This is a genomic window from Mycobacterium sp. G7A2 (genome assembly GCF_041902445.1).
Lineage (GTDB): Bacteria > Actinomycetota > Actinomycetes > Mycobacteriales > Mycobacteriaceae > Mycobacterium.
On the sequence record NZ_CP169251.1, the window covers coordinates 4,697,824 to 4,714,333 of the forward strand.

The 16,510-nt window shown below is 65.7% G+C and carries 13 protein-coding genes; 7 read left to right on the forward strand and 6 right to left on the reverse strand.

All coding sequences use genetic code 11. The features are described 5' to 3' along the window. The first annotated feature begins 65 nt into the window (after positions 1-65). Genes ACEWX3_RS22245 through ACEWX3_RS22265 form a run of 5 tightly spaced genes read left to right on the forward strand, consistent with a single transcriptional unit; the run spans position 66 to position 5,228 of the window. Positions 66-1,040, forward strand: coding sequence for an alpha/beta hydrolase (locus ACEWX3_RS22245; protein ID WP_374157719.1), 975 nt, complete (start codon positions 66-68; stop codon positions 1,038-1,040). A gap of 2 nt (positions 1,041-1,042) precedes the next feature. After that, the gene (locus tag ACEWX3_RS22250; RefSeq protein ID WP_207068508.1) at positions 1,043-1,873 is read left to right on the forward strand and encodes an SDR family oxidoreductase; all 831 of its coding nucleotides are present in this window, start codon (positions 1,043-1,045) and stop codon (positions 1,871-1,873) included. Positions 1,874-1,887: 14 nt separating this feature from the next. After that, a complete protein-coding gene (locus ACEWX3_RS22255; RefSeq protein ID WP_283610437.1) occupies positions 1,888-2,814 on the forward strand; it encodes a ferritin-like domain-containing protein in 927 nt (308 codons plus the stop codon). Between the two features lie 3 nt (positions 2,815-2,817). Next, the gene (locus ACEWX3_RS22260) at positions 2,818-4,314 is read left to right on the forward strand and encodes a flavin-containing monooxygenase (protein WP_374157720.1); all 1,497 of its coding nucleotides are present in this window, start codon (positions 2,818-2,820) and stop codon (positions 4,312-4,314) included. Between the two features lie 11 nt (positions 4,315-4,325). Further along, positions 4,326-5,228, forward strand: coding sequence for a MerR family transcriptional regulator (locus ACEWX3_RS22265; RefSeq protein WP_221349211.1), 903 nt, complete (start codon positions 4,326-4,328; stop codon positions 5,226-5,228). A 3-nt stretch (positions 5,229-5,231) separates the two neighbouring features. Here ACEWX3_RS22265 and guaA read toward each other — a convergent pair whose 3' ends face one another. The 3 genes from guaA to ACEWX3_RS22280 form a co-directional block, all read right to left on the reverse strand. Beyond that, positions 5,232-6,791 (reverse strand): glutamine-hydrolyzing GMP synthase, encoded by a 1,560-nt coding sequence (gene guaA, locus ACEWX3_RS22270; RefSeq protein ID WP_207068502.1) that lies wholly within the window; start codon positions 6,789-6,791, stop codon positions 5,232-5,234. A gap of 161 nt (positions 6,792-6,952) precedes the next feature. Further along, entirely contained in the window at positions 6,953-7,630 is a 678-nt protein-coding gene (locus ACEWX3_RS22275) for a response regulator (protein ID WP_207068501.1), read from the reverse strand. Positions 7,631-8,755: 1,125 nt separating this feature from the next. Then, positions 8,756-9,901, reverse strand: a complete 1,146-nt coding sequence (locus ACEWX3_RS22280) for a glycosyltransferase (protein WP_374157721.1) — start codon at positions 9,899-9,901, stop codon at positions 8,756-8,758. 137 nt (positions 9,902-10,038) lie between these two features. On the opposite strand from ACEWX3_RS22280, the gene ACEWX3_RS22285 reads away from it, so the two are divergent. Further along, positions 10,039-11,031, forward strand: a complete 993-nt coding sequence (locus tag ACEWX3_RS22285) for an alpha/beta fold hydrolase (protein ID WP_374159920.1) — start codon at positions 10,039-10,041, stop codon at positions 11,029-11,031. 376 nt (positions 11,032-11,407) lie between these two features. On the opposite strand, the gene ACEWX3_RS22290 is transcribed toward ACEWX3_RS22285, so the two are convergent. The 3 genes from ACEWX3_RS22290 to guaB form a co-directional block, all read right to left on the reverse strand. After that, positions 11,408-13,144: a GMC oxidoreductase gene (locus ACEWX3_RS22290; RefSeq protein WP_374157722.1), complete on the reverse strand. Its 1,737-nt coding sequence runs from the start codon at positions 13,142-13,144 to the stop codon at positions 11,408-11,410. An 81-nt stretch (positions 13,145-13,225) separates the two neighbouring features. After that, entirely contained in the window at positions 13,226-14,353 is a 1,128-nt protein-coding gene (locus ACEWX3_RS22295) for a GuaB3 family IMP dehydrogenase-related protein (RefSeq protein WP_374159921.1), read from the reverse strand. Between the two features lie 20 nt (positions 14,354-14,373). Beyond that, on the reverse strand, positions 14,374-15,930 hold the full coding sequence (gene guaB / locus ACEWX3_RS22300; RefSeq protein ID WP_221349217.1) for an IMP dehydrogenase: 1,557 nt from the start codon (positions 15,928-15,930) through the stop codon (positions 14,374-14,376). Positions 15,931-16,094: 164 nt separating this feature from the next. On the opposite strand from guaB, the gene ACEWX3_RS22305 reads away from it, so the two are divergent. Continuing rightward, positions 16,095-16,499: a DUF5319 domain-containing protein gene (locus tag ACEWX3_RS22305; protein WP_152515842.1), complete on the forward strand. Its 405-nt coding sequence runs from the start codon at positions 16,095-16,097 to the stop codon at positions 16,497-16,499. Positions 16,500-16,510: the final 11 nt, after the last annotated feature.

A 16,510-nucleotide genomic window follows, 5' to 3' on the forward strand; every position in this document is an offset into this window, starting at 1 on the left:
TGCGATCAGTGCCATCCAAAAATAGTGACATTGACAACTGTCATCATTCGGAGTTGTATCCCCCCATGCCGACTCGAGGTTCCCTGCGCTCCCGCACCGCGGCGGCGGTCAGCAGCATGACCCTGCGGGAGATCAGCAGGGTGCTCCCAGCCGAGCAAGCCTGGGGACTGTGGACCTCCCGCCAGATCGTCGCCCGCATCATGGACACCTGCGGACCCGGCCTGACCGGCACCACGGTGACCCCGGTCGACACCGTCGACGCCCACGGCGGCCGCGTCGTCGGTGAATGGGTGTACGGCGCCGGGGTCTCGCAGAACGACATATTCGACCGCGGCGCCATCTACTTCGTGCACGGCAGCGGTTACGCCCTGTGCTCACCGCGCACCCACCGCCGACTGACCGCCTGGCTGTCAAGGCTGACCGGACTTCCTGTCTTCAGCATCGACTACCGACTGGCCCCCCGGCACCGGTTCCCCACTGCCGCAGAGGATGTCCACCGCGGCTGGCACTGGATGACCACCCAGCACGGGGTGGCGCCCGAGCAGGTCGTGGTCGCCGGTGACTCCGCCGGCGGACACCTGTCGGTCGATCTGCTCCTGCAATCCGACGTCGCCCATCCCGCCGCACTGGTCCTGCTCTCCCCGCTGGTGGATCTGACGTTCGCACTGGCACGCACCGCCGAACAGCACCGTCGCGACCCGGCCATCCGCGCCCGCGACGCCGCCCGGCTCGTCGAGTTGTACTGCACCGGAATCGATCCCGCCCACCCGCGGTTGATGCTCGACGTCGCCGGTGGCCGCGTTCTGCCGCCCACCCTGATCCAGGCCGGTGGCGCCGAGATGCTCTCGGCCGACGCCGTCGCACTCGCCGACGACCTGAGGGCCGCAGGCGGTCGGTGCGATCTGCAGATCTGGCCCGACCAGGTCCACGTCTTCCAGGCGCTGCCCCGCTTGTCTCCCGAGGCGGCACCGGCGATGCGGGAGATCGCCGCGTTCGTCACCGGGGCCCTGGCCGGCGACCGCATCGAACAGGTGGGCTGACCATGCTCTTCTTCGGGTCGTCCCGCCGCCGCAGCCACCGCGCCGACGCGGTGATCACCGGCGCCGGAAGCGGGATCGGAGCGGCCTTCGCCACCGAACTGGCGCGTCGCGACGGCCGAGTGGTGTGCAGCGACATCGATCTCGACGCCGCGCAACGCACCGCGGCCGCCATCACCGACCGGGGCGGGCAGGCGATCGCGCAGCAGTGCGATGTCACCGATGTCGACGCGGTGTACCGGCTGGCTCAGCAGGCGCAGTCATGGTTCGACGGTCCGCCGACGCTGGTGATCAACAATGCCGGTGTCGGCGCCGGCGGTAGCCCCATCGGTGAGACCGACCTGCGGGACTGGACCTGGGTGCTGAACATCAACCTGTGGGGGCCGATCCACGGCTGTCACGTGTTCACGCCGCTGCTGCGGGAGGCCGGATACGGCGGCATCATCAACGTCGCCTCCGCCGCAGCGTTCGGTGCCCTGCCGGGCATGGCCGCCTACAACGTCAGCAAGGCCGGCACGTTGTCGCTGTCGGAGACACTGGCCGCCGAACTCGCCGGCACCGGTATCCACGTCACGGCACTGTGTCCGACCTTCGTCAAGACCAACATCGTCGGGGCAGGACGGATCTCGGATCGCTCGACCCAACTCGCCGACCAGCTGATGCGGTGGACCGGTTTCTCCGCCGACCGGGTCGCCCGCATGTGTCTGGACACCAACGACCGCGGCGGCCTGTACTGCATGCCCCAACCCGACTCCCGGATCTTCTGGGGCGTCAAACGATTCACCCCGACGGTGTACACCCGCGCCGTCGGCGTCACCACCCGCATCACCACCTAGAGAGGGCCGTGGCCATGAAATCAAGAATCGACATGGATGCCATGCTGGCCAAGATCAAGGACCGCCAGTGGGCACTGGCCGACATCGACTGGGACGCGCCCGGCGCCGAGCTGATCACCGACGAGCAGCGGCCCAAGCTCAAGGCGTTCATGGCCGACCTGTGCTGGATCGAGAACATCGGCGCGCGCGGTTTCGCCGCGCTGGCCAAGAAGGCACCCACCCCCACCATCGCCGAGATCTACCGCTACTTCCACGCCGAAGAGCAACGCCACGCCAATGCCGAACTGGCGCTGATGAAACGGTGGGGCATGCTCGACGACGGCGAGATGCCCGAGCCGAACGTCAACATCCGCCTCGCGATGGACTGGCTGGACACCTACGCCGACGACATGTCGCTGTCGATCCTGGGCACGGTGATTCCGATGCTCGAGGTGGCCCTGGACGGTGCACTGCTGAAATTCCTGCTCGAAGAGGTCGACGACCCCGTCTGTCACCGGGTGTTCGAGAAGATCAACAACGACGAATCCCGGCACATCACCGTCGATTTCGAGGTGTTGAACATGATCGGCCACGCCGATGTGCGACGGCTGGCCATCGAGTTCGTCGGCAGCGTCGCCACCCCGGGGCTCATCATCGGCGCGGTGATGTACATCCCGCTGCTCAACCGGATCCGCAACGAGATCGTCGGCATGGGCCTGGAGCCCGAACGGCTCTACAACGCGGTCAAGCGGTTCCGCACCCTCGGCGAACGCGGTGAGCACACCCATCGGGTGCCCACCTATCGGGTGCTGCGCAAGCACGCCTCGATGGTCGTCAACCCGCGCCACCCCTACCACCTGCTGGCCAACTCGATGGTGTGGGCCTCCGACCGCTACCCGAAGGCGCTGCTGCGACCCATACCCAGCTGGTTCAAGGAGCTGACCCACGAGCCGGCGGCCTGACCGATGCCTTCTGCCAAGCACATTCACGACACCCTGATCATCGGCGCCGGGTTCACCGGCCTGGGCACCGCCATCAAGCTGCGCGAGGCCGGCGTCGACGACATCGTCATCGTCGAGCGCAGCGACCGTGTCGGCGGCACGTGGCGGGACAACACCTACCCCGGCATCGCCTGCGACATCCCGTCGCTGCTGTACTCGCTGTCGTTCGTCAAGAACCCCGCCTGGTCCCGGGCCTACCCGTCGGGGGCCGAGATCTGCGCCCACATCGAAGAGCTGACCGACCAGTTCGGGCTGCGGCCGCTGATCCGGTTCGGCACCGAGATCACCCGCCTGAGCTTCGACGAGGCGGCCGGGGTGTGGACGGCGAAAACCGGGACCCGCACCACGTTCCACGCCCGGACCGTCGTCATGGCATCCGGCCCGTTGGCCGATCACAAGTTCCCCGACATCCGCGGCCTGGACACCTACCGGGGCACGAAGATCCACAGCGCGGCGTGGGACCACGACTACGACTTCACCGGCAAGCGCGTCGGCGTGATCGGGACCGGGGCCAGCGCCGTGCAGATCGTGCCCGAGCTCGTCGAAACCGCGGGATTCGTCAAGGTGTTCCAGCGCACCCCGGGCTGGGTGCTGCCGCGGGTGGATCCCCCGATGCCGGCCGCCGTCCAGACCCTGTTCGCCAAGGTGCCCGCGGCGCAGGAACTCGCCCGGCAGGCCCTCTACTGGGGACACGAGGCCAGCGCCGCCGCCCTGGTGTGGAACACCCCGCTCAGCGGTCTCGTCGCGCGACTGGGCAAGGCGCATCTGCGCCGCGCCGTCGACGACCCCTGGTTACGGCGCCAGCTCACCCCCGACTTCACCCCGGGCTGCAAACGGATGTTGGTCTCCAGCGACTACTACCCGGCCTTGCAGCGCGACAACTGCAAGCTGATCGACTGGCCCATCGCGACACTCAGCCCACCCGGGATCCGCACCAGCGACGGCGTCGAACACCACCTGGACGCCATCGTGTTCGCCACGGGTTACGACGTGCACCTGTCCGGCCCGCCGTTTCCGGTGACCGGGCTCGGCGGCCGGTCACTACAGCAGGAATGGCGCGACCACGCCGAGGCCTACAAGAGTGCCAGCGCACACGGCTACCCGAACCTGTTCTTCATGACCGGGCCGAACTCCGGGCCGGGGCACAACTCGCTGCTCGTCTACGTCGAAGGGCAGATCGAGTACGCGGTCACCGGGATCACCACGATCCTGCGGCAGAACCTGCGTTACCTGGACGTGCGTGCCGACGTGCAGCGGCGCTACAACGACCGGTTGCAGCGCCGGCTGGCCAAGACCACGTGGATGTCGGGATGCACGAGCTGGTACCTGACCCCCGACGGGTTCAACGCCTCGATGTACCCCGGACTGGCCACGCAGTATCGTCGACAGATGCGAGCCTTCCGATTCTCCGACTACGAGGCCGTGGACGCACGTCCGCGGGCCCTCACGTCGTCGGCCTGACATCGCCTGACATGTCGTCGGCACCCGATTCCCCCCGCCCCACCGGGCCGATCCCGAGCATCCTGCGCCGGATCCGGCGCGGCTCCCGGGACGTGATCGAATCCGCGGTGTCGCAGCTGTTCGACGCGGCGGTGCAGCCCCACGGGGTGGCGGCCTCGGGTGAGTACCGGATCGACGACCTCGCCCGGCTGGCCGGCACCACCACCCGCAACATCCGGGTGTACCGCGACCGGGGTCTGCTCCATCCGCCGCTGCGAGTCGGACGCATCGCGCTGTTCAACGACACCCACCTGACCCGGTTGCGGATGATCACCTCGCTGCTCGACCGCGGGTACAACATCGCCCACGTCAACGAGATGCTCTCGGCGTGGGAGCAGGGCAAGGACGTGGGCGACATGCTCGGGCTGGAATCGGCGATCGCGGGCACCTGGGCCGCCGAGAAGCCCGAACGCATGTCCGTCGCCGAGGCCAGGCGACTGGTCGACGACGACGCCGGCTTCGACCGGATGGTCGGCCTGGGCGTGATCAAGCTGGAGGACGACGGCCACGACGCCACCATCGTGCGACCCAAGCTGATCGAGGCGTTCACCGAGATCCGCCAGTACGGCGTCAGCACCGACAAACTGATCGACCTGCACGAACAGATCGCCCCGCTGGTCGACCAGATCAGCGCCATCCTGGTGACCGCGGGTGTCGAACACATCGGGGACCGGCTCAACCCTGGCACCGCCCTGCCGCCCGACACCGAGGTCGCCGAGATGATCACGATGCTGGTGCGGTTCCGCACGCAGGCGGTGTCAGCGGTGACGGCGACGCTGGCTCATTCGATCGAGACCGCCGTCGAATCGGTCATCGCGGGCATCCTCGCCCAGGCCGTCGAGCACACTCCCGACGAGCACACCCCCGACCCGTAGGCGCTACTCCCACTCGATGGTGCCCGGCGGCTTGCTGGTGATGTCGAGCACCACCCGGTTGACCTCGCGGACCTCGTTGGTGATCCGGGTCGAGATGCGCTCCAGCACCTCGTAGGGCACCCGGGTCCAGTCCGCGGTCATCGCGTCCTCGCTGGACACCGGCCGCAGCACGATCGGGTGACCGTAGGTGCGGCCGTCACCCTGCACGCCGACCGAGCGGACATCGCCGAGCAGCACCACCGGGCACTGCCAGATCTGGCGATCCAGGCCGGCCGACGTCAGCTCCTCGCGGGCGATGGCGTCGGCGCGGCGCAACGTGTCCAGGCGCTCGGCCGTCACCTCGCCGACGATGCGGATGCCCAGGCCGGGACCCGGGAACGGTTGCCGCGCAACGATGTCCTCGGGCAGCCCCAGCTCGCGGCCGACGGCGCGCACCTCGTCCTTGAACAACAGCCGCAGCGGTTCGACCAACGTGAACTTCAGGTCACCGGGCAGACCACCGACGTTGTGGTGGCTCTTGATGTTCGCGGTTCCCGATCCGCCGCCGGACTCCACCACGTCGGGATACAACGTGCCCTGCACGAGGAACTCGATCTCACCGTCCGCGGCACCCAGCGCATCACGCACCGCACCCTCGAACGCGCGGATGAACTCGCGGCCGATGATCTTGCGCTTGCCCTCCGGGTTCAGCACGCCGGTCAACGCCTCGAGGAAGCGGTCGGCGACGTCCACGGTCACCAGGTTGGCGCCCGTCGCCGCGACGAAGTCACGCTGCACCTGCGCCCGCTCGCCCGAACGAAGCAGGCCGTGATCGACGAACACACAGGTCAACCGGTCCCCGATGGCCCGCTGCACGAGCGCGGCCGCCACCGCGGAGTCGACGCCACCGGACAAGCCGCAGATCGCCCGACCGTCACCGATCTGTGCCCGCACCTGCTCGACCAACGCGTCGGCGATGTTGGCCGGTGTCCACACCGCGTCGATGCCGGCGAACTCGTGCAGGAAGCGGCTGAGCACCTGTTGACCGTGCGGGCTGTGCATGACCTCGGGGTGGTACTGCACACCGGCGAAGCCCCGCGCCCGGTCCTCGAACGCCGCCACGGGTGCCCCAGCGCTGGTGGCCACCACGTCGAACCCGGCCGGAGCTGCGGTGACGGCGTCACCGTGGCTCATCCACACCGGCTGGGTCTCCGGCAGATCGGAATGCAGTTGACCGCCAGTCACTTTCAGATCGGTGCGACCGTACTCACTGGTGCCGGTGTGCGCCACGGTGCCACCGAGGGCCTGGGCCATGGCCTGGAAACCGTAGCAGATGCCGAACACCGGCACGTCGAGGTCGAAGAGCTTGGGGTCCAGCTGCGGGGCACCTTCGGCGTAGACACTGGCCGGTCCGCCGGACAGCACCACGGCGCGCGGGTCCCGGGCCTTGATCTCCTCGACGCTGGCGGTGTGCGGGATGACCTCCGAGTACACCCGCGCCTCCCGGACGCGACGAGCGATCAGCTGTGCGTACTGCGCGCCGAAGTCGACGACCAACACGGGGCGGGGGGCTGCTGACTCCACCCGGTCAGCTTAGTGGGCAGGGTGTCCACCACGGCGATCGCCGGCGCGCCGACCGTCCCCCCGATGCAGTCGGCGCCACCGGCGATCCCCCCTCGCTCATGAGCACGCCCACGCTATCCCGCGTGGGCTGGGCGGGTCTGTCACCCGAACGACCGAAATCGCTACAGATCCTTCAGGCTCAAGATGCCGTCCTCGATCGCACGCGCCAACAACGCCGACTTCGTCGACGCCGGCCGGCCCGCCGCGGCGTACTTGGCCCGCGCCCGCTGCAGGTGCGTACGAACCGTGGTCGGGGCGATGAACAACCTCTTGGCGACCAGATCCTTGCTCTCGGTCTGAAACCAGGCGATGAGCACCTGCTTCTCCCGCTCGGAGAGCTTGATCCTGCCGACGGTGCCGTCGTTGAGCATCGCCTTGCCCATCCGCGGCCCCACATACGGCGTCGCGGTGTGCGCGGAATGGATCGCCTCGATGAGGTGGCGTTTGCCCTCGGACTTCACCAGATAGGTGACCGCGCCCAACTCCAGGCAGCGCAGGATCACCTCGTCGGTGTTGATGTGTGAGTAGATGATGACGCGCTGCTCACCGTCGGCGAGTCGGCGCAGCGTGTCGAAGTCGGGCCGGTGGCCCTCGATCTGCAGGTCCAGCAGCACCACGTCGATGTCGCGGGCCGGCTCGGTGTAGGCGGCGAAGTACTCGGCCGGCTGCAGAAAACTCGCCGCGAGTTCGATCGGCGGCTCCGCCTCCCCACACCACGCCTGTATCCCCGCGTGCACGACGTCGTGATCGTCGATGATCGCGATCCGCACCGGCGTCCGCGCGTCCCCCTCGCGGGCCATCCCCCGTCACACCCCCCGACTGAACACAGACAGAAATCTGTTTGCCCCTGCCCGGTATTTAATCCCAGGCCACCGACGCGACGCGACAGGAACGCGCCGGAAGTTAGCGAGATACCCGCTGGAGAACAGTCCACGCAGCGAATTGATACGTTCGACCGACCTGCTGGCTTGGCTGGGGAGGGCCGTGGCGACAATGGGTGAACGCATGGGGGATCGCATGGCCGGACACGGTGGCGACCGCATGGGCGAGGCGTCCCGCCGTGAACTTATGACGCGCGCCGCCACCGTTGGCCTCCTCATGCGTCACACCGTCAACTCGATCGCGGTGCTCGTCGCCCTCGCCGACCCCGACGATCGTCAGGATCACAGACGTCAGAGCCAAGCACTTGCAGCAATCGCGGTTATTGTCTTCCGTAAGAATTACCGTTCCACGCAGGGGGAAAGTTGCCTATTGATAGCACCGGCAGGTTTTATGAGGCTGGGGGAGATCCCCCGACCTACCCGCCAGGAATTGCCGGCTTGTACGCGGTCGAACGACAGATCGGATCCGCACTACAGAAAGACACTTTGGCCGTATGGTTTGCGGCAACGACGTTTTTTACTGCCGCCGTAGGCCTATTAGTGTTGATGCAAAATCAAACCATCGATGTGGACACAGTAGCGAAGGTTTGGGTGGTGCTGACCCTCCCGATTATCTCGTGCGCTTTCGCAGGTTACCATCTCATACTTTTTGGTACGAGTGCCATTCGCTCACGCTCGATTGAGTGGCTCGAAATGGAGATAATAAAGCAATGCAGCCCCTCCGTCCAGCGCAACTGGAATTCTTCTCCTAGCGAAATTGGATCGAAGGCCGAGACTGACCGAGTGAATTATGGCAGATCTGGAAAGGTAGTCCCGATCGTCCAGTTTTTCGCATTTCTCCCTCCATATTTTTACGCCCTCATTCTCGCGGCAATAGCGATCTTTAGCCTACCAAAACTTACCATTTTTCATGTCTGGGTTTACCGTGCTTATTGGCCTTTCCTCTTAATCTATGCCGTAATTTTAGTCGTGTACATAATCTTGGGCGTCCAGAGTATTGCGCTCTTGAAGTCCGGTAAGCAGAGCGGTTTACAATGCACGCACCTACGTAGGTTTGCATGCCATATACACCGCCTCAAATGAATCCAGAGTGGAGGAGAGGTCATGGCTACCCGCCATCAAACGGCTTCCCTCGCTTAACTCCCGCCAATTCGCAGTTGTCGCCAGGACACGACTGATTGCACCAGCAAGTTCGACGACATTACCCGAAGTGAAAAGTTCTCCGTTCACCCCGGGCTTGACTAGCAGCGGTAGCGCATGCGAATTAGCTGCCACGATGGGAAGACCTGCAGCCATTGCTTCCAAGGTAGCAATACTTTGCAACTCTGCAGTGCCAGGCATACAGAACGCGTCAGCGTTACGATACTCGGCGCGGAGATCTTCGTCGTTGAGCCAACCCCGAAAGTGGACGCGGTCATCGATCCCGAGTGACGTGGCAAGCTTTCGCAGCACGATTTCTTGCGAGCCGATGCCAACAATATTCAGCTGTATTTTGGAGTCCAGTAAGGTTAAAGCATTCAGAATTTCGTCTACATGCTTCTCAACCTCGAGGCGTCCGACGAAGAGTACAGTATCCCCCGCGGCTTTTCGCTTAACGTTATTCGGACGGAATTCCTTCAAATCAATTCCGCACGAAATCGGAATGACATTGTGCACGTGAGCTTGGGCGCTGAGCAGATTCGCAGCGTGCGTTGTCGGCGCAGTGACAGTCGCGGCAGCGCGCAGTACGTGCCTAAGGTCCAAATACGAGCATTTAGCTAGAAGGCGGTAAAGAGATCCTCCCATCCCAAAAGGGAGCTGGTGTCGTAAGTTCTCGGGCATGAAGTGGTTAGTTGCTACGAGCGGAATGTGTCGCTGCATGGCGGACCTGGCAGCGGCTCGACCGACTAGAAAATGAGATTGGATATGCACAATATCTGGGGCAACGTCGGCTACGACCGTATCGACGTATCTATTTACTCGCCTCAAGTCAGCAATATAAAAATGTGCGTGCCAAGGATATTTAAAAGACGGCGTTCGGTGAACCCATACATTTGCCGATCTTTCCTTATACGAGAAACCCGCAGGAGACGGCGCAATGCAGTGCACCTCATGACCTCTCCTCGCGAGACCTTCGCCGAGGCGGCGCGCGAATACGGCGGCACCATTAACGTCCGGCGGGTACGTATCACCGGCAAGTAAAATCCTCACGGCGCAACGTTAGCGAAGGGAGCTCCAACTTACGATCTACCCATCTCAAAGCGGCATTCACCTGTTAAGGCTCGACCAAGATCTACGCTGTCGAACTCTTGGGTCATACGATGGGCCGATTCCGCCCATGGGTGGGAATGCGCTCGAGAGAGGATGGAGCGGTGCGCGACTACTCAGGACCAGCAGAACCGCGCTGGCACGGGTCCGCGGCGCATGATGTCGTGTCAACACCACGAAGGCGCCCAACCGCCCTGACGGTTCGCTATCTGCAAGTGCAGTCGCAGAGCGGGCAACCGATAGTGGTTGCGGACTCGGTTTCGGACCACCACGCTTTCTCCGTGGTGGCTTTACCCGGCTGGAAGGGGACTGACCTCGGCTTGAGAGCGGTGCTCACACCCCTTGTAGCGAACGGATACCGCACGCTAACGGTCAACCTTCCAGGGAACGGTGTTTCTCAAAACTCAATTACCGACCAGCGTGCGTCAATTTCCAGTCTGTCAAAGCTAACAATCGACGTTATTGAGTCGATCGTCGGTCGACGACCAGTGGTACTGCTTGGGCACTCCTTCGGCGCCACGATTGCCGCAGCGGCCGCTGCGCAATCCAGCAACGTCAACTTACTGGGGCTCATTTTAATTTCACCTGTGGCCTGCGTGCCTTCAACGAAACGAGTTGGGCTAGGCGGGGTGCTGAATCGAGCAGCATTGTCAGTCGCTATAAAGGTGCTACGCGGCCCGATGTGGACCGCAAATATCGCCACTGGCGTGCGAACGCTCGAAAACGTGTCGAATAGCATGCTAGCTCGGCGCGGAATTGGCGGGATGTGGCACATTCGCAAAAATTCCCTTAGAGAGCGCGGCTTCGCGCCTTCGCCAAAAGATATCGCCGACCAACTCACAATTGCGGCAAGCAATAGTTGCCTAGACTCGGCTTCCAGAATCACAGCTCCCACAGTAATTATTGCGGGCGATCGCGATCCCATGTCGACGGCTGCTGAAATCGACCGGCTAGCGTCAACATTCGGAAATTGCGAGGTCCATCTCATTACTGGCGCGGGCCATTTAGCGCACCACGAGGACCGCGACTGCTTAAGCAGCTTGGTGCTCAGTTCGCTTCTCACTATTGGGTAAGCCTGCAGGCTTCCGCAACACACGATCGACGAAGTCGAATCCTGACGGGCAACGATCTGAGCCGAACGACCGCATGGCTAATCGGTCCGTCGTTCGAGAGAGTTGCAACATTCCTGCCGAGTCGACGAATTCGAGAGGAGCACGTGTCACCAAACTGAAACGGTCAGAAAAATCGTTGCTCGCAGCCCGCTACTGCAACCAACGATGCTTTAAGTGCCCAACGTGGTGACTGCGCCGGGCTGACTTCGACACTACGAGCCCTATTGATGGCGGATAATCTCGCAAGTTGCAGGTATCTCCACCGCGTACGTACAGTTCACGCCCACACGATAACGAGGCCGATGAACCCTGAATAGTCGCAGCGGCGTCGACTCCGCTACCCCGCCGAGCTGACCGGCTCGATCGGGAGGTTGCGCAGCGCCGCGGGAGCCTCGGCCGGCACCACCGGATGCGCGGGGGCGATCGGCGTCAACCGCCGGTACGCCTCCCCCTGCGCGGGCCGCAGGTCCTGCTCGCCCTTGTTCGGCCACAGCGCTGCCGCCCGTTCGGCCTGGGCGGTGATCGACAGTGACGGGTTGACGCCGAGATTCGCCGAGATGGCCGCACCGTCGACGACTGACAGCGTCGGGTAGTGGTACACCCGGTGATACGGGTCGATCACGCCGTGGTCGGCATTGTCACCGATCGCCGCGCCCCCGAGGAAGTGCGCGGTGAGCGGGATGTTGAACAACTCCCCCCACGTGCCGCCCGCGACCCCGTCGATCTTCTCGGCGATGCGGCGGGTCACCTCGTTGCCGACCGGGATCCAGGACGGGTTGGGTTCGCCGTGGCCCTGTTTGCTCGAGTAGCGGCGGATGCCGAACCGGTTGCGCTTGGTGAAGGTGGTGATCGAGTTGTCGAGATGCTGCATCACCAGCGCGATGACGGTGCGCTCGCTCCACCGGCGCGGGTTGAGCATCCGCAGCATTCCCCGCGGATCCGCAGCCGCGAGCTGCAGCAGCTGCCGCCACCGCGGCACGTCGGTGCCCAGCGGGCCGGCGCCGTCGGTCATCAGCGTCTGCAGCAGGCCCATCGCATTGGAGCCCTTGCCGTAGCGGCACGGTTCGACATGGGTGTCGGCGGTGGGATGGATGGACGACGTGATCGCCACGCCGTGGGTCAGATCCATGTCCGGGGAGACCTCGAGGCGTCCGGCGCCGACGATCGACTCCGAGTTGGTCCGCGTCAGCACCCCGAGACGGTCCGACAGCTGCGGCAACCGGCCGGTGTCGCGCATCTTGAACAGCAGCCGCTGGGTGCCGTAGGTGCCCGCCGCCAGCACCACGTGCGTCGCTGTCACGGTGCGCTTGCCGCGTCGCAGCTTGCTGCCGGTGCGCACGGTGCGCACCTCCCACAGGTCGTCGGGGCGCTGGCGGAAGTCGGTGACGGTGCTCATCGCCCGGACGTGGGCGCCGGCTTTCTCGGCCAGGCCGAGGTAGTTCTTCAGCAGCGTGTTCTTCGCTCCGTAGCGGCACCCCGTCATGCAGGATCCGCATTCGATGCAGCCGGTGCGCGCCGGACCTGCCCCGCCGAAGTACGGGTCGGGCACGGTCTTGCCGGGCGTCTTCTCTCCGTCGTTGCCGAAGAACACGCCCACCGGGGTCGGCACCCAGGTGTCGCCGACGCCCATGTCGTCGGCGACCTGCTGCATGATCTTGTCGGCGTCGGTGACCGTCGGGTTGGTGACCACGCCGAGCATCCGCTGGGCCTGGTCGTAGTGGGGCATCAGCTCGCCGCGCCAGTCGGTGATGTCTTTCCACTGCGGGTCGTTGAAGAACGGCTCCGGTGGCACGTACAGCGTGTTGGCATAGTTCAGCGACCCGCCGCCGACGCCGGCGCCGGCCAGGATCATCACGTTGCGCAGCAGGTGGATGCGCTGGATGCCGAAGCAACCCAGCGCCGGCGCCCACAGGAACTTGCGCAGATTCCACGACGTCTTGGCGAAGTCGGCGTCCTCGTAGCGCCGTCCGGCCTCGAGCACCAGCACCCGGTAGCCCTTCTCGGTGAGCCGCAACGCGGTCACGCTGCCACCGAATCCGGAACCGATGATCACGACGTCGTAGTCAGGCTGCATCCGCCCAGTATGGACCTACCAACGGGTAGATTTCTAGACAGGGAAGCCTAATTTGTAAAGCAGGGTCGTTCGAGCCCGCACTCAGTTGCCGACCGCCAGCCCCACCTTCTGGAACTCCTTGAGGTCGCAGTAACCCGCCTTGGCCATCGACCGGCGCAAGCCGCCGACCAGGTTCAACGCCCCGAACGGATCATCCGACGGGCCGGTGAGCACCTGTTCGAGAGACGGGCGCTCGCCCGCGGCGACCTGAAGCAGTGCTCCGCGCGGCAGCGACGGGTGCGCGGCCGCGGCGGGCCAGAACCATCCCCCGCCCTGCGCCTCGGCCGCCGAGGCCAGCGGTGTCCCGAGTAGCACGGCGTCGGCGCCGCAGGCGATGGCCTTGGCCAGATCGCCGGAGGTGTGGATGTCCCCGTCGGCGAGCACGTGCACGTAGCGCCCACCCGTCTCGTCGAGGTACTCGCGGCGCGCAGCGGCGGCATCGGCGATCGCGGTCGCCATGGGCACGCTGATGCCCAGCACCTCGTCGGAGGTCGTCACCCCCATCGTCGAGCCGTAGCCGACGATGACGCCGGCCGCCCCGGTGCGCATCAGATGCAGGGCGGTGCGGTGGTCGAGCACCCCGCCGGCCACCACCGGCATGTCGAGTTCGGAGATGAACGTCTTCAGGTTCAGCGGCTCGCCGTCCTGGGCCACGCGCTCGGCGGAGATGATTGTGCCCTGGATGACGAGCAGGTCCAGCCCTGCGCTGGCCAGCGCCGGGGTCAGCGCCCGCGCGTTCTGCGGGCTGACCCGCACCGCGGTGGTGATCCCGGCCTCGCGGATGCGGGCGACCGCCGCCCCGAGCAGATCGGGATCCAAAGGCGCCGAGTGCAATTGCTGCAAAAGCCGGATCGAGACGGCCGGGTCGGGCTCCTTCTCGGCGGCCTCGACGACCTCGGCGATGCGGGCGTCGACGTCGGCGTGCCGGCCGATCAGCCCCTCGCCGTTGAGCACCCCCAGCCCGCCGAGACGGCCCAGTTCGATCGCGAACTCGACGCTGACCAACGCATCGGTGGGGTGCGCGACCACCGGGATGTCGAATCGGTACGCGTCGAGCTGCCACGCCGTCGACACGTCCTTCGACGACCGGGTGCGCCGGGACGGCACGATGTTGATGTCGTGGAGCTCGTAGGTCCGGCGGGCGTTGCGGCCCATGCCGATCTCGACCATGTCGCGCATGCGGAGGTCCTCTAGCGGGTGGTGTAGTTGGGGGCTTCCACGGTCATCGTGATGTCGTGGGGGTGGCTCTCTTTCAGCCCGGCCGCGGTGATCTGCACGAACTGAGCCTGTTGCAGCTGCTCGATGGTCGCCGCACCGGTGTAACCCATCGCGGCGCGCAGTCCGCCGGTCAGCTGGTGGATGACCGTCGAGAGCGGCCCCCGGTACGGTACCCGGCCCTCGATGCCCTCGGGCACCAGCTTGTCCTCGGAGAGCACATCGTCCTGGAAATAGCGGTCCTTGGAGTAGGACACCCTGGCCCCGCCTCCTCCGCTCGACCGGCCCTGCATCGCGCCCAGCGAACCCATGCCGCGGTAGCTCTTGAACTGCTTGCCGTTCACCAGGATCAGGTCACCCGGCGACTCGGCGGTGCCCGCCAGCAGCGACCCCAGCATCGCGGTCGAGGCCCCCGCCGCCAGCGCCTTGGCGATGTCACCCGAATACTGCAGACCGCCGTCGGCGATGACCGGCACGCCGTGCGGGGCGCACGCCGCGACCGCCTCCAGAATCGCGGTGATCTGCGGTGCACCCACTCCGGCGACGACGCGGGTGGTGCAGATGGAGCCGGGCCCGACGCCCACCTTGACCGCGTCGGCGCCGGCGTCGACCAGCGCGGCGGCCGCGGCACGGGTGGCGACATTGCCGCCGACCACCTCGACCCGGTCGCCGACCACCGTCTTGAGCCGGCGCACCATGTCGAGCACACCCCGGTTGTGAGCGTGCGCGGTGTCCACCACGAGGACGTCGACCCCGGCGTCGGCCAGCGTCATCGCGCGGGTCCAGGCATCCTCACCGACGCCGACCGCGGCACCTACCAGCAGCCGGCCGTCACTGTCCTTGGTGGCCAGCGGGAACTGCTCGGTCTTGACGAAGTCCTTGACGGTGATCAGCCCGGTCAGCCTGCCGTGCCCGTCGACGATCGGCAGCTTCTCGATCTTGTTGCGGCGCAACAACCCCAGCGCGGCTTCGGCCGACACCCCCTCCTGGGCGGTGATCAGCGGAGCCTTCGTCATCACCTCCGAGACCGGCTTGGACTGGTCGACCTCGAAGCGCATGTCACGGTTGGTGATGATGCCCACCAGCGCGCCGCGGTCGTCCACGACCGGCAGCCCCGAGATGCGGAACCGCGCGCACATGGCGTCGACCTCGGCGAGCGTGTTGTCGGGCGAACACGTCACCGGATCGGTGACCATCCCCGCCTCGGACCGCTTGACGGTCTCGACCGCACCGGCCTGCTCGGCGACCGGCAGGTTGCGGTGCAGCACGCCCATCCCGCCGGCGCGGGCCATCGCGATCGCCATCCGCGCCTCGGTGACGGTGTCCATCGCCGAGCTCACCAGCGGCACCTTCAGCCGGATCCTGCGGGTGAGCTGACTCGACGTGTCGGCCGTGGCCGGAATCACATCGGATGCCGCCGGCAACAGCAGCACGTCGTCGAACGTCAGCCCGAGCATCGCGACCTTCGTGGGATCGTCGCCCCCGGTCGGCACGGGCACGGCGATCGGGACGCTGCTTTCGGCGATCGACATAGATGAAGCCTCCAGTGACAAAGATGCAGCTAGGCGAGAGACCCGCCCTGAAGACCACATCCTATCGGCATCGTGTGTCACACCCGAAGTTGCTGCGCGAGTCCCTCCGCGACGTGCCGCCGGAGCGCTGGCGCGATCCCAGGGGTGCTGCGTAGTCTGGAAACGTGCGAGACCACCTGCCCCCAGGACTGCCTCCCGACCCGTTCGCCGACGACCCGAGCGACCCGTCGGCAGCGCTGGACGCCCTGGAGCCGGGACAACCGCTCGATCCGCAGGAGCGGATCGCGGTCGAGGCCGATCTGGCCGATCTGGCCGTGTATGAAGCATTGCTCGCGCACAAGGGAATTCGCGGTCTCGTGGTCTGCTGTGACGAATGCCAGCAGGACCACTATCACGACTGGGACATGCTGCGGGCGAACCTGCTGCAGCTGCTCGTCGACGGCACGGTCCGGCCCCACGAACCCGCCTACGATCCCGAGCCCGACGCCTATGTCACGTGGGACTACTGCCGTGGTTACGCCGACGCCTCGCTCAACGAAGCCGCGTCGGAGTCCGACGGCTATCGCTGAGAGCTGAACTC

What these genes read in the sequence shown, in the direction of transcription:
- ACEWX3_RS22245 (WP_374157719.1), top strand. Translation starts at nt 66, where the DNA reads ATGCCGACTCGAGGTTCCCTGCGCTCCCGCACCGCGGCGGCGGTCAGC.
- ACEWX3_RS22250 (WP_207068508.1), top strand. Translation starts at nt 1,043, where the DNA reads ATGCTCTTCTTCGGGTCGTCCCGCCGCCGCAGCCACCGCGCCGACGCG.
- ACEWX3_RS22255 (WP_283610437.1), top strand. Translation starts at nt 1,888, where the DNA reads ATGAAATCAAGAATCGACATGGATGCCATGCTGGCCAAGATCAAGGAC.
- ACEWX3_RS22260 (WP_374157720.1), top strand. Translation starts at nt 2,818, where the DNA reads ATGCCTTCTGCCAAGCACATTCACGACACCCTGATCATCGGCGCCGGG.
- ACEWX3_RS22265 (WP_221349211.1), top strand. Translation starts at nt 4,326, where the DNA reads ATGTCGTCGGCACCCGATTCCCCCCGCCCCACCGGGCCGATCCCGAGC.
- ACEWX3_RS22275 (WP_207068501.1), bottom strand. Translation starts at nt 7,630, where the DNA reads ATGGCCCGCGAGGGGGACGCGCGGACGCCGGTGCGGATCGCGATCATC.
- ACEWX3_RS22285 (WP_374159920.1), top strand. Translation starts at nt 10,039, where the DNA reads ATGCGCTCGAGAGAGGATGGAGCGGTGCGCGACTACTCAGGACCAGCA.
- ACEWX3_RS22290 (WP_374157722.1), bottom strand. Translation starts at nt 13,144, where the DNA reads ATGCAGCCTGACTACGACGTCGTGATCATCGGTTCCGGATTCGGTGGC.
- ACEWX3_RS22295 (WP_374159921.1), bottom strand. Translation starts at nt 14,353, where the DNA reads ATGGTCGAGATCGGCATGGGCCGCAACGCCCGCCGGACCTACGAGCTC.
- guaB (WP_221349217.1), bottom strand. Translation starts at nt 15,930, where the DNA reads ATGTCGATCGCCGAAAGCAGCGTCCCGATCGCCGTGCCCGTGCCGACC.